The sequence below is a fragment of the Mycobacterium vicinigordonae genome (assembly GCF_013466425.1).
GTDB lineage: Bacteria > Actinomycetota > Actinomycetes > Mycobacteriales > Mycobacteriaceae > Mycobacterium > Mycobacterium vicinigordonae.
In genome coordinates this window covers 5,467,550-5,480,321 of record NZ_CP059165.1, presented here as the reverse complement: position 1 = coordinate 5,480,321, position 12,772 = coordinate 5,467,550, and the positions used below count along the sequence as shown (strand labels likewise).

The 12,772-nt window shown below is 64.7% G+C and carries 10 protein-coding genes and 1 pseudogene; 9 read left to right on the top strand and 2 right to left on the bottom strand.

The window, feature by feature from the left end:
- Window positions 1-41 precede the first annotated feature (41 nt).
- Window positions 42-1,229, bottom strand: coding sequence for a serine hydrolase domain-containing protein (locus H0P51_RS24460; protein ID WP_180915399.1), 1,188 nt, complete (start codon window positions 1,227-1,229; stop codon window positions 42-44).
- Window positions 1,230-1,385: 156 nt separating this feature from the next.
- Here H0P51_RS24460 and H0P51_RS24455 point away from each other — a divergent pair, with 156 nt between their 5' ends.
- The 3 genes from H0P51_RS24455 (at window position 1,386) to H0P51_RS24445 (ending at window position 6,053) form a co-directional block, all read left to right on the top strand.
- A complete protein-coding gene (locus H0P51_RS24455) occupies window positions 1,386-4,688 on the top strand; it encodes a helix-turn-helix transcriptional regulator (protein ID WP_180915398.1) in 3,303 nt (1,100 codons plus the stop codon).
- 77 nt (window positions 4,689-4,765) lie between these two features.
- Window positions 4,766-5,575 carry an SDR family NAD(P)-dependent oxidoreductase gene (locus H0P51_RS24450; protein WP_180915397.1) on the top strand — a complete coding sequence of 270 codons (810 nt, stop codon included), beginning with the start codon at window positions 4,766-4,768 and terminating at the stop codon, window positions 5,573-5,575.
- 37 nt (window positions 5,576-5,612) lie between these two features.
- Window positions 5,613-6,053 (top strand): DoxX family protein, encoded by a 441-nt coding sequence (locus tag H0P51_RS24445; RefSeq protein WP_246398195.1) that lies wholly within the window; start codon window positions 5,613-5,615, stop codon window positions 6,051-6,053.
- Here the strand turns inward: H0P51_RS24445 and H0P51_RS24440 are convergent.
- Window positions 6,001-8,136 (bottom strand): catalase, encoded by a 2,136-nt coding sequence (locus H0P51_RS24440; protein WP_180915396.1) that lies wholly within the window; start codon window positions 8,134-8,136, stop codon window positions 6,001-6,003. The two genes, H0P51_RS24445 and H0P51_RS24440, sit on opposite strands and share 53 nt — an antisense overlap.
- 550 nt (window positions 8,137-8,686) lie before the next feature.
- Between H0P51_RS24440 and H0P51_RS24435 the strand changes: the two genes are divergently transcribed.
- From H0P51_RS24435 to H0P51_RS24410, 6 genes and pseudogenes are all read left to right on the top strand, one after another.
- Window positions 8,687-8,878 carry a hypothetical protein gene (locus H0P51_RS24435; RefSeq protein ID WP_180915395.1) on the top strand — a complete coding sequence of 64 codons (192 nt, stop codon included), beginning with the start codon at window positions 8,687-8,689 and terminating at the stop codon, window positions 8,876-8,878.
- Window positions 8,826-9,020 (top strand): annotated as a pseudogene (locus H0P51_RS24430) (SDR family oxidoreductase); the annotation flags it as partial. The gene H0P51_RS24435 and the pseudogene H0P51_RS24430, both read left to right, overlap by 53 nt.
- A gap of 28 nt (window positions 9,021-9,048) precedes the next feature.
- Window positions 9,049-10,566, top strand: coding sequence for an FAD-dependent oxidoreductase (locus H0P51_RS24425; protein ID WP_180915394.1), 1,518 nt, complete (start codon window positions 9,049-9,051; stop codon window positions 10,564-10,566).
- 85 nt (window positions 10,567-10,651) lie between these two features.
- On the top strand, window positions 10,652-11,323 hold the full coding sequence (locus H0P51_RS24420) for a TetR/AcrR family transcriptional regulator (protein ID WP_180915393.1): 672 nt from the start codon (window positions 10,652-10,654) through the stop codon (window positions 11,321-11,323).
- The gene (locus tag H0P51_RS24415) at window positions 11,320-11,514 is read left to right on the top strand and encodes a ferredoxin (protein WP_180915392.1); all 195 of its coding nucleotides are present in this window, start codon (window positions 11,320-11,322) and stop codon (window positions 11,512-11,514) included. The genes H0P51_RS24420 and H0P51_RS24415 overlap by 4 nt, the downstream gene beginning before the upstream one ends.
- A gap of 2 nt (window positions 11,515-11,516) precedes the next feature.
- Window positions 11,517-12,755 (top strand): cytochrome P450, encoded by a 1,239-nt coding sequence (locus H0P51_RS24410; RefSeq protein ID WP_180915391.1) that lies wholly within the window; start codon window positions 11,517-11,519, stop codon window positions 12,753-12,755.
- Window positions 12,756-12,772: the final 17 nt, after the last annotated feature.

Sequence of the window (12,772 nt, the reverse complement as noted above, 5' to 3'; positions counted from 1 at the left end):
TCCGCTTTAGTCGGAACGGCTGAGCGTGCGACGGCTGAGCTCTACCTCATGGCGTGGTAGACCAGCCGGGTATACCGCTGGGTGCGATCCGATCCCGCCGCAGTGACCTGCCCCATTCTGTTCATCACATACGCGAAGGTCATCCGACGATCGAGATCCATTACCACCGTCGATCCACCCCAGCCACCCCAGTAGCAGATCCGCCCATCCGGGATGTCGGGTACCGCATCGTATTTCGGCAAGGCGAATCCGATCCCCCAACGAGCGGGCATGCCCAGCACCAGGTCGAGACCGTTGGCCTGTTCGGTGAAGATCAGGTCGACGGTTTCGGGTCGCAGCAATTGCCTCCCAGCAACGCTGTCGCCCAACGAAACAGCGGACAGTGCGAGCGCCAGGGCGCGGGCGTTGCCGTGACCGTTGGCCGCGCCGATATCTGCGCGCCGCCAACCCACCGTCTGCGCAGTCAATGCGGCCTCGGCGTTCGGAGCCATGATCCCGAACGTCTTTCGCATCGGGTGATCCTCGGGCACCGCTTCCAGAGGTACTTCCAGCGGCGGGGGTGGGATCAGCTCGGCCACTCGGCTGTCGTCCTGGGCGCGGACGCCGATCTGGATGTCGGCGCCGAGCGGCTCTGCGATTTCTTCGCGGACGAACCGTTTGAGACTCATTCCACTGACTCGCCGCACCAACTCCCCGATCAACTGGCCGCTGCTCAACACGTGGTATCCGGACGCGGTACCGGGCTGCCACCAGGGCGCTTGGCTGGCCAGCCGGGCGCTGGCAAGGTCCCAATTGTAGAGGTCATCGACGGTGAATGGCAGCTCCCAGCCGGAGACGCCGGAGGTGTGGCTCATGACATGCCGCACCTCGATGTCCTGCTTTCCGTTGGCCGCGAATTCCGGCCAGTACCGGGCTACGGGGGCGAACGGATCCAGCTCGCCGCGATCGATAAGCAGCAGGGCCGCCAATGCGGTGACATTCTTGGTGCTGGAAAAGACGTTGACGATGGTGTCCTGGTCCCACTGCCTGGTCTTGGCCCGATCGGCGTATCCGCCCCACAGGTCGACCACCATCTCGCCGCCGATGTCAATGGCAACGGCTGCGCCGAGCTCGCTTCCCCTGGATATTTCCTCGGCGAGAGCGGCGGCAAGGTCGGCGAAGTGCGGATCGCAGTGCCCACCGAGGACGGCGCCGATGTTCGGCCCGGTCCCGTCGAGTTGTCGTGTCATCAGAAAGCTCCTTCCTTGTCGGTGAGTCGAGCTTGCGGTGCGGGATGGCTCCGGGGCATTGGTAGGAAGGCGTAACTCGTCGGCGCGGGCGACGATCCCGTTTTCTACGCATATGTGCTGATGTTGTCCGCCTTCCGCGGTCGCAGGCTGGCTAGCATGGGTGAGTCTGATCCCCGCGCGGACACATCGCCGGTGAATTGGAGCTGTGGCGTGAGCGAACTGCCGACTGGAACGGTGACGCTGTTGCTGGCCGACGTCGAAGGCTCCACCGCGCTGTGGCAGAGCTGTCCAGCAGACATGACGGGGGCCGTCGCCCGCCTCGATACGACGTTGGCCCGGTTGGTGGACGACCATCACGGCGTGCGTGCGGTCGAACAAGGCGAGGGCGACAGCTTCGTGATCGCCTTCAGCAGGGCCAGCGACGCCGTCGCGTGTGCGCTGGCCTTGCAGCTCGCACCGTTGGCCCCGCTTCGGCTGCGTATTGGCCTGCATTCAGGTGAGATCCAGCTTCGTGACACCGCGAGCTACATCGGCTCCACCGTCAATCGCGCTGCGCGCGTGCGCGATCTGGCGCATGGCGGTCAAACCGTACTGACTACCGCCACCGAGCAGCTGGTGATCGATAGTCTGCCGGGTGGAGTCTGGCTGACCGATCTGGGCAGCTATCAGTTGCGCGACCTGGCTCGCCCCGAACGGATCGTGCAGCTATGCCATCCCGACCTGCTCGGCGAATTTCCTCCGCTGCGTTCTGCGAATATTGGTGCTGCACAGACGGTTCCGATACCGTTGACCAGCTTTGTGGGACGCAGTGCCGAAATAACCGAACTGGAAGGCATTCTCGACGAGCACAGATTGGTGACGCTGACCGGCGCCGGCGGGGTCGGCAAGACCCGCCTTGCCAGTGAGCTCGCGGCCCGAGTCGCCGGGGATGCGGCGGACCCGGTGCACTATGTGGATCTCGCGCCGATCGCCGACGCCGACCTGGTCGAGGCGGCAGTCGCCGAGGCCGTGGGGATGCACCAGCAGCCGGGCCGCTCGATCGTCGATGTTGCCGCTGCGCGTATCGCCAACCGCCGAGCTTTGTTCGTGTTTGACAACTGCGAGCATGTGCGGGAAGCGGCTGCGGCAGTGGTGCTTTCACTGTTGAGCCGCTGCCCAGCCGTACGGGTGCTTGCGACCAGTCGCGAACCGCTGCGCCTTGCCGCTGAGGTGAATTGGCAGGTGCCCTCCCTGGCCTTGGCTGACGAGGCTGTCCAGCTGTTCGCTGACCGTGCCCGCCATGTCCAGCCCGACTTCGGACTTACCGTAGGCAATCTCGACGTGGTCACCGAGATTTGTCGCCGCCTGGACGGCATGCCGTTGGCTATCGAGTTGGCGGCCGCCCGCATGCGGGCCCTGTCGGCCGCCGACATCCGCGACAGTCTGCAGGACAGGTTTCTGTTGCTCAACGGCGGCTCGCACACCGCCGTGCGGCGTCAGCAGACGTTGCGTGCCTCAGTCGACTGGTCGCATTCGATGCTCGGCGAAGCCGAGGCGGTGTTGTTTCGGCGGCTGGGTGTGTTCGCCGGAGGTTTCGACCTCGACAGCGTGGTTGCGGTCTGCGAATGCGGACAGCGCTACCAGGTACTGGACCAGCTGACGCTGCTGGTGGAGAAGTCGCTGGTGCAGGCGAACAGCGTCGACGATCGGGCGCGATATCGGATGCTGGAGACAATCCGCGACTATGCGCTGGAAAAGCTGGAGGAGGCCGGGGAGGCCGACGCGGTGCTGACGCGGCACCGCAACCACTACTCCTCGCTGGCCGCCGAGCTGGATGTCTCCGCCCGCGACGACTTTCGACGCCGCGTCGACCGTGTCGAAGCCGACATCGACAACATGCGTGCCGCGTTCACCTATTGCTGCGGTGGCGGCGAGCATGCGGCAGCCCTTGCGCTGGCATCGTCGCTGCAGCCGCTATGGCAGGGCCGGGGCCGACTTCGCGAGGGTTTGACGTGGTTCGACGCGATCCTGACCGACAAGGGTTTGGATCCGGATGACGTCGCCCCGGAGGTATACGCCCGCGCTATAGCCGACAAGGTCTTCCTGGACTCCTTCACCGTGGCCCACTACCCCATGGATCAGGCGGAGCGGGCCGTCGAAACCGCCCGCGGGCTCGGCGATCACGCGCTGCTGAGCCGAACCTTGACGGCGTGTGGTTGCCTGGCCGGACTCGACTTCGACCTGGCTGCCCGCTATTTGTCCGAGGCGAACGAGTTGGCCCGGTTGACGGGGGACGACTGGAGGCTGAGTCAGATCCTGGGCCGGCAGGCCTATCTGGCCGCCATGGCCGGGGATCCGGTCGCCGCCAGTGCTATCGGCGTTGAAGGGGCCGACATCGCGAATGCGCTTGACGACTGGTCCAACGAGCACTCGTGTCGTTGGGCCATTGGCATGTCCCAGATGTTCCGTGCCGACCTCGCCGGCGCTGTCGAGACCTATCGCCGCGTGTTCGCCGACTGCGAGTCCGACAGTGACGGCGTCGGAATGATGTTGTGTCTGATCAGCCAAGGGTGCACCTTGGTGTACCGGGGTGAGGTCGCCGAAGCCAACCGGATCGGTCGGGCGGCGATGGCAGCGGGAGCGGAACTCGACGTCATGCTGGAACGCGCGGCCGGCACCGTCATGGCGATGGCTGCCGTCGCCCAGGGTGATGCCGACTCCGCGCGTGCGATCAGTCGGACCGTTTGGGAGTTTCCCGCGGTACAGCGCGGCACCGTGGCAATCACTGCCATCACCCAGTGCGCGCACCTAGACGGCGACTTGGCCCGGGCGCGGGAACTGGCCGACGAGGCAGTAACCTCCCTGGCCGGTTGGCATCGGATGTATGCGCTGGGTATCAGGGCGCACATCGCGTCCGACCTCGGCGACTACGAACAGAGCCGCCGCGATGTCCGGGAGGCTCTTTCGGTCGCGACCACCAACCAGGGGCGCCTTGGGGTCCCACTCATCCTGGAAGCGCTGGCGCGGCTGGCGGTGCAGGCCGATAGGCACACTGACGCGACCCGGATCCTTGCGGCGGCCGATGCGATGCGCAACGGCACCGGCGAGTTTCGATTTCCGATCTACCAGGGCTCGTATCGGGCGGCGCTGGATACATGTGTTAACATGCTCGGCGACAACGGATTTCAGGAAGTCTGGGCGGAGGGCGCGGCGTTGTCGCCCGAAGACGCTATCGCCTATGCAATGCGCGGACGTGGCGAGCGCAAACGGCCCGGCACGGGCTGGGCAGCTCTGACCCCGACCGAAATCGACGTGGCGCGACTGGTCAGCGATGGGCTGACGAATAAGGACATCGCCGAACGACTATTCGTCTCTCCGCGCACCGTGCAGGCCCACCTGACGCATATGTACACGAAGTTGGGCTACACCTCGCGGGTACAGCTGGCGCAGGAGGCGGTGCGCCGTAACGGGCCCGGGTGACGTGTCTGCATCGAGGCTACCTGCCGTGTTAAATCAAGTGCTTGACTTAATGAGGGCCGCCCCGATTAACTCGACGGGTGGTCAACGAATTGACGGACAAGGTGGCTGTGGTCACCGGCGGGGCTGCGGGTATCGGCCGGGGCATGGTGCAGCGGTTTGTCGCCGAGGGCGCCCGGGTGGTTATTGCCGACGTCCGGACCGATCTTGGCGACGAGTTGGCCGACGCCTTAGGGCCGTCCGCGATATTTCATCAGACCGACGTTTCCGACCAGGAACAGGTTGCCGCGGTGGTTGCCGTGGCGGTCGAGAAATTCGGTGGGTTGCACGTCATGGTGAACAACGCCGGCATCTCGGGCCCGTTGCGCCGGTTGCTTGACGAGGACTTCGAGGACTTCTACCGGGTGATGGGGGTCAACGTGTTGGGCGTGATGGCCGGCACCCGGGACGCCGCGCGGCACATGGCGGACCATGGCGGCGGCTCCATCATCAATGTGACCTCGATCGGTGGGATCCAGGCCGGCGGCGGTGTGATGACCTATCGAGCTTCCAAGGCGGCCGTCATCCAGTTCACCAAGTCGGCGGCAATCGACCTGGCCCGCTACGAGATTCGGGTCAACGCTATCGCGCCCGGCAACATACCGACTTCGATCCTGGCATCGTCGTCCAGCGCGAAGGATCCCGCCGAGCTTGAGCGTTTCGAGGCAGCGATTCGCCAGACCATGCGCGACGACCGCCCGCTCAAGCGCGAGGGTACGCCCGACGACGTGGCAGAGGCCGCTCTGTATTTCGCGACCGACCGGTCTCGGTACGTTACCGGGACGGTGCTACCGGTTGACGGGGGGACCGTAGCCGGCAAAGTGAATCGTTCTCGCACACGGGCGGATTGATGTTGCCGCCGAGAGACATACTGGTTGGGTGCACCCGGTGGCCTCCCTCTTACGCACCGTCGGGCGGGCAGTTCTCGCCGGCGTGCTGATCTTCGCAGGAGTCGGGCATCTGACGTTTGCGCGAACCACTTTCTATGCACAGGTGCCTCCATGGCTCCCGCTGGATACCGACTTCGTGGTCAGCGCCTCGGGTGTGGTGGAACTCGTGCTCGGAGCGGCACTGCTGCTGCTCACCCGGTGGCGCGCGTCCGTCGGCTGGGCGGTCGCGCTGTTCTTTGTGCTGGTGTTTCCCGGTAACATCTCCCAATTCGTCACGCACACGAATGCTTTCGGTCTGAATTCCGACCTGGCTCGTGGTATCCGCCTACTGTTCCAGCCGTTGCTGGTGGTCTGGGCGCTGTGGTGCACGCGGCCTTTGGCTCGTGTCACTTCTTCTTCGCCGGACGCCTATTCGCGGGAGGAACCGCCGACGCCATGACCGTCGGCGCGCGATCCCACGCCCGGTGCATACCGAGTGCGGCCAGCAGCCCGGCAGTGGTTTTCTTGTCGACGTCATCGGCGATCAGCACACCCGGACCGTCGCGCGAGATACCGGCCGATTCCAGGACAGCCACACCATCCCCCCACGCGGCCACTGGCTTGCAGTGCCGAAAAGCCTCCTGCAGCAAAGTTACTAGCTTGATGTCGCCGGTCGGGGTGGTACCCGCCGCCACCACCACCGCGTCGAACTCGATCGACCGCGCGGTCAGCAGGGTGCGCTCGACCACCTCGATCCGTCGGCCCGACTTGAGTTTTCCGCCGCCCGGAGCGGTGAGCAGCGGAACCGCTCCGGCGGCAGTTACCGCCTTGATCAGTTTCCCGACGCCGGCGAGATCCGAGCCCGAGTCGGCGATGATGCCGACCTTGCGGCCCGCCACGGGGCCCGGTTCGGCATATACCTGGGACAAGGCGGGTGACGGCGAAACGTCTTTCGGCGGATTGCCTTTCGGCGCCGGCAGCCCCAGGCCAACCGCGACTTGCTGACACAGATCGGTATCGACATTTGCGAGTACCTCCAACTCGCGTTCTTTTATCGACTGCTCGTAGCACTTGCCCAGTTCGAAGGTAAATGCCTCTATCACATGCAGCTGCTCGACGCGGCTCAGACTGCGATAGAAAATCGCCGCCTGGCTGAAGTGGTCCTCGAACGACACGGGATTGGCGCGGACGGCGCTTCCTTCGATCAAGCGCCGAGTCTGCACGTAGCCGCCGTCGTCGGCGTCAGCAACCTCGGGCTCCCCATCGTCGATGCTGTTGGGACGGTAGGGGGCCAGACCCTGGTGAATGGCGTTCTGGTGCATGCCGTCCCGCAGCATGTCATTGACCGGACAGTGCGGACGGTTGATCGGCAGCTGAGTGAAATTTGGTCCGCCGAGCCGGGTCAGTTGGGTGTCGAGGTAGGAGAACAGCCGGGCCTGCATCAGCGGGTCGTTTGTCGGCTCGATGCCCGGAACAAAGTTGCCCGTGTGAAATGCGACCTGCTCAGTCTCGGCGAAGTAGTTGGTGGGGTTGCGGTTCAGCGTGAGCTTGCCGATCAGCGTGACCGGAACCAGCTCTTCGGGAACGATCTTCGTCGGATCGAGCAAGTCGATGCCGTCATAGCTGTCGGTCCCGTCGTCGGGCATGACCTGGATTCCGAGTTCGTACTCAAAGAAGGCACCCGCGTCGATGGCGTCCGCCATGTCGCGGCGGTGGAAGTCGGGATCGCACCCCGCAGCGATCTGCGCTTCCTCCCATACCAGCGAGTGCACACCCGCCACCGGCTTCCAGTGAAATTTGACCAGGCTGGTCTTGCCGCGCAGGTTCACCAGCCGGAAGGTGTGGACGCCGAATCCCTCCATGGTGCGGTAGGAACGCGGGATGCCCCGGTCGCTCATATTCCAGAACACGTGGTGGGTGGCCTCGGTGTGCAACGACACGAAGTCCCAGAAGGTGTCGTGGGCGGACTGCGCCTGCGGGATTTCACGGTCCGGATGCGGCTTGCCGGCGTGGATGATATCGGGGAACTTGATGCCATCTTGGATGAAGAAGACCGGAATGTTGTTGCCCACCAAGTCGAAATTGCCTTCGTCGGTGTAGAACCGCACCGCGAAGCCGCGGGTGTCGCGGACCGTGTCGGCCGAGCCGCGCGAACCCAGCACGGTGGAGAAGCGGCAGAACACGTCGGTCTTGTTGGCTTTGCGGGCCAGGAAGGCTGCCCGGGTGTAGTCGGACGCATTTCCGTAGGCCTCGAATACACCGTGCGCCGCTGCGCCGCGGGCGTGTACGACCCGCTCGGGAATACGCTCGTGGTCGAAGTGGGTGATCTTCTCCCGAAGGTGAAAGTCCTCCAGCAGGCTCGGACCTCGGCTGCCGGCCTTGAGCGAGTGGTCGGTGTCGGGCAGTCGCAGCCCCTCGGCGGTGGTCAAAAACGAACCTTGCTGTGCGCGCGGGTCGTTGTCGAGGCCATCGGAACTGGTGGAAGCACCAGTCGGGCTGATGCGGCGGGGCGTGGATTGGGACGGCTTGCGCGCTACAGACATATCAACTCCTGATACGTTCGAAGGGATTCTTCCGCAATTTGCAAAAACGTTGTCGTGCAACGAGATCTGTTCTCGACCAGCGATTGCGGACCGTTCCACTCTGACTCTGCGGACCGGTCGACCGTCGGCTCGGCGGCGGATGTGGCCGCTGGCTTCGAACGACGAGAGCCATCCCGCCATTGGCCACCAGCCATCGGGCACGGTGTGCCCGTCCGCAGGAACGGGGTCATCAAGGCGGACAACGCAATTGATCTCCGTATCGACCAGGTGCCGCGCGTAAACGTGCGAGGCGGGTACCGACGCGACACGCACCATGACGAGTTCCTTTCGACAACATTGATTTCAATGGCGCGCAGCGGCGCCAACTGGCCACCGCTGGCTGCGAACAACCTCTGAGTCGCAGAGTTGTTCCTGCTGGGCTGAAGAACACCAGCCCCGGTAGTACCCCTGATCCGTCGAGCCAAACGTCGCCGACAGCGTCGCCGCGCGGGCCCTACAAGCTTTGGACGCAGCACATTTATCCGGGTTCCGAACGGCTAGTCCGCCTGTCATGGCATTCCCCGAGCAGCAACAAACCGTCCCCGGCCTAAAGCGCGCCGTTATCGACTGCGCCGCAGCCGAATTCGGGTACATCGACACTCTGGTCAACAATACCGCTTACCAGATGACGTACCAGAGCCTGGAGGAAATCTCCGCTGATCTCGGCGACCATGCCCGCCGAGAAGGTGAAGTTCTTCGGTGACAGCGTTCCACTGGGTCGAGCTGGCCAGCCGGCCGAATTGGCGGCGGTCTACGTCCTGCTGGCATCCGACGACGCCAGCTACGTCTCCGGTGCGCGGGTAGCCGTTACCGGAGGCAGGCCGATACTGTGGCCCGCTGTTTGACGGCGTTGTTCGCGGGTATCAGCGACTCATGGCTCCTTTGCGGACTTCTCTCTGGCTTGCCGAGCACAACCAAAAGCCCTGGGCGGCGAGCATACTCGCCGAGGGGCCGGCATCCGCTGACGTCGTTGTCGTGGGTGCTGGGATAACCGGGCTGACGACCGCGGTGCTGCTGGCCCGCGCCGGCAAAGATGTGCTGGTGGTCGAGGCGCGCAGCGTCGGCGCCTGCGCCAGCGGCAACACCACGTCCAAGCTCAGCTTGCTGCAGGCCACGCACCTGTCGAAGATCCTGCCTAAACACGGCCGCGATACCGCCCGTGCCTACGTCGACGGCAACCGGGAAGGCATGGAGTGGTTGCTCAAATACTGCGAGCAGCACGGTGTGGCGGTGCAGCACGAGGACGCCTATAGCTATGCCCAGTCCGACAAGGGCCTCGCATCGGCGCATGCCGAGTTCAAGGCCGCGCAGACGGTGGGCCTGCCAGTCACGTGGGAGGACGACGCCCCGGTACCGTTTCCCTACCGTGGCGGCGTCCGGCTGCCCCAGCAGGCACAGTTCGATCCGATGACGCTGCTGGATACGCTGACCGTCGAGTTGCTCGAACACGGCGGGCGACTAGTCGAGAATTGTCGAGTACGTAAGGTGTCTAGCCGCGGCAATGGGGTCCGCGTGCAGGTGAACGATGAGTTGCGGCGCGAAGTCGAAGTGCGGGCGGGCCAGCTGGTGCTGGCCACCGGAATCCCCATCCTGGACCGCGGCGGCTACTTCGCCCGCGTGAAGCCGCAACGGTCCTATTGCATGGCATTCAAGGTTCCCGGCAGCATCACCCGGCCGATGATGATCTCGACCGACTCGCCGACGCGATCCGTCCGGTACGCGCTTGTCGGAGACGGCGAGCTGCTGATCGTGGGCGGCGCGGGACACACCGTCGGCCGCGAGAGGAGCCCCTCCAAGGCGCTCGACGAGCTGTCGTCGTGGACACGTCTGCACTACCCCGGTGCGGCGCAGACGCACTTCTGGTCGGCACAAGACTACGAGCCCATCGACGAACTGCCCTATGTTGGCCCGATCCTTCCCAACTTCGAAAGCATCTTCGTGGCAACGGGTTTCAACAAATGGGGAATGACTAACGGACCTGCTGCGGCGTTGGCGCTATCGACCAGAATCCTGGGTGGGCGGATGGACTGGGCCGATGCGTTCGCCAGTTGGAGCCGCCACGAGCTGGCCGGGCTGTCATCGGCTGTGATGTCCAACCTCGAAGTGGGGTTCAACCTGACCAAGGGATGGATCACACCATCGGTGCACCTGACGCGTCGCAGCCCGACCGATGACGGCGCCGGGGTGGTCAGCGGTCCACCGTGGCATCTGGAGGCCAGGTCAAGGGTCGACGGCATCGAGCATCGCGTCTCGCCGGTCTGCCCACACCTGGGAGGCATAGTCAATTGGAACGACGCCGATCAGGCCTGGGAGTGCCCCCTGCACGGGTCGCGGTTCGCGCCGGACGGCACGCTGCTGGAAGGCCCGGCCACCACTGACCTGACGTCGTAGCGCAGGTACGGGCCATCCGGGCCGATCCGCTGCAGATTAAATCAATCGCTTGACTTAACGCGGGCAAGCGCGGTTGACTGGCGGCATGACCACAGTCGGTCGACCCGTGCGCAGCGACCGGGCCAGCTCCACACAGGAGGCGATCCTGGCCGCCGCCGAGCGGCTATTCGCCGAACACGGCGTATTCGCGGTGTCCAACCGGCAGGTCAGCGAGGCGGCCGGACAGGGCAACAACGCCGCGGTCGGATACCACTTCGGCACCAAGGCGGACCTGGTGCGTGCCATCGAGCAGAAGCACCGCGGGCCCGTCGAGCGACTGCGGGAGAAGATGGTGGCCGGCCTGCCCGCCGCAGCCGAGATGCGGGACTGGGTCGCCTGCCTGGTCTGCCCCCTCACCGAGCACCTGGAGGAACTGGGCAACCCCACCTGGTACGCCCGATTCGCCGCGCAGGCTATGACCGATCCGGCCTACCACAACCTCGTCGTTAAGGATGCGCTGAGTTCTTCGTCGCTGGTTGAGGTGATCGACGGCATCAACAGCTGCCTACCCGACCTGCCGGTCTCCGTCCGATTCGAGCGAAACATCATGGCGCGCAACCTTTTGATGCACACCTGCGCGGACCTCGAGCGTGCCCTGGCCGAGGGCACGTCGTTACCGCGCCCGTCCTGGCGGGCCGCCGCCACCGGTCTCATCGATGCGATCGTCGGCCTGTGGCTGGCACCCGTCACACCTGTAACCGAAAAGCCGAAGAGATGAAAGTCACTGTCGACCAAGATATCTGCGCTTCGTCAGGCAACTGCGTGATGAACGCGCCGGAGGTCTTCGACCAGCGTGATGAGGACGGCGTCGTCGTCCTGCTCAACCCGAACCCTCCCGCCGACCAGGCCGACGCGACCCGTAAAGCTGCCGCATTCTGCCCGGCGCTGGCAATCCAGATCGAGGAGTGACCTTGCCCGACACGCTCACCGACAGCACGACCGATACCAGCATCCCCGAGTATCCGATGGCGCGAGCGGCGGGCTGTCCGTTCGCCCCACCCCCGGAGGTCATGGCGTTGGCCGATGCCAAACCCCTTTCCCGGGTGCGGATCTGGGACGGCAGCACACCCTGGCTCATCACCGGCTACGAGCAGTGCCGCGAGCTGTTCTCGGATTCGAGGGTAAGTGTGGACGACCGGGTGCCGGGCTTTCCGCACTGGAACGCCGGCATGTTGTCGACGGTGCACAAACGGCCCCGCTCGGTGTTCACGTCCGACGGCGACGAGCACACTCGATTCCGCCGAATGTTATCCAAGCCATTCACTTTTCGGCGGGTAGAAGCACTCCGGCCGGCCATCCAGCAGATCACTGACGACCACATCGACATGATGCTGGCCGGACCGCAACCGGCCGACATCGTCACCGCGATCGCGTTGCCGGTGCCTTCGCTGGTGATCAGCCAGCTGTTGGGGGTGCCCTACGAGGATGCCGAGATGTTTCAGCACCACGCCAACGTCGGTCTCGCGCGGTACGCCACCGGTGAGGACACCGTCAAAGGTGCCATGAGCCTGCACAAGTATCTGTGCCAATTAGTCGAAGCGAAGATGCAGAACCCCGCCGAGGACGCGGTCTCCGATCTGGCCGAACGGGTCAAGGCAGGCGAACTGAGCGTCAAAGAAGCCGCGCAATTGGGCACCGGGCTGCTGATCGCAGGGCATGAGACCACTGCGAACATGCTCGGCCTCGGGGTGCTAGCGCTGCTGCAGAATCCGGACCAGCTGCCAGCGATCCGCGATGCGGAAGACCCCAAGATTGTGGCCAACGCCGTGGAGGAGTTGCTGCGTTATCTCAGCATCATCCAGAACGGTCAGCGTCGCGTCGCCGTCGAGGACATTCCGATCGCCGGCGAGGTGATTCGCGCCGGGGAGGGCATCATCATCGACCTGGCCCCGGCGAATTGGGACGCACACGCCTTCACCGAACCGGACCGGCTCTATCTCCACCGGTCCAACGCGGACCGTAACGTCGCGTTCGGCTACGGCCGGCATCAGTGCGTGGGCCAGCAGCTTGCCCGTGCCGAGATGCAGATCGTCTTCCGGACTCTGTTCCGACGGGTGCCCACACTCGAGTTGGCGGCGCCGCTGGAAGGCATCCCGTTCAAGGATGACCGGCTTGCCTACGGCGTCTACGAACTGCCGGTCACCTGGTAAGCCCGATACGCAGCCCA

Coding starts and splice junctions, on each gene's coding strand:
- H0P51_RS24460 (WP_180915399.1), bottom strand. CDS start 1,229: ATGACACGACAACTCGACGGGACCGGGCCGAACATCGGCGCCGTCCTC.
- H0P51_RS24455 (WP_180915398.1), top strand. CDS start 1,386: ATGGGTGAGTCTGATCCCCGCGCGGACACATCGCCGGTGAATTGGAGC.
- H0P51_RS24440 (WP_180915396.1), bottom strand. CDS start 8,136: ATGTCTGTAGCGCGCAAGCCGTCCCAATCCACGCCCCGCCGCATCAGC.
- H0P51_RS24435 (WP_180915395.1), top strand. CDS start 8,687: ATGGCATTCCCCGAGCAGCAACAAACCGTCCCCGGCCTAAAGCGCGCC.
- H0P51_RS24425 (WP_180915394.1), top strand. CDS start 9,049: ATGGCTCCTTTGCGGACTTCTCTCTGGCTTGCCGAGCACAACCAAAAG.
- H0P51_RS24420 (WP_180915393.1), top strand. CDS start 10,652: ATGACCACAGTCGGTCGACCCGTGCGCAGCGACCGGGCCAGCTCCACA.
- H0P51_RS24415 (WP_180915392.1), top strand. CDS start 11,320: ATGAAAGTCACTGTCGACCAAGATATCTGCGCTTCGTCAGGCAACTGC.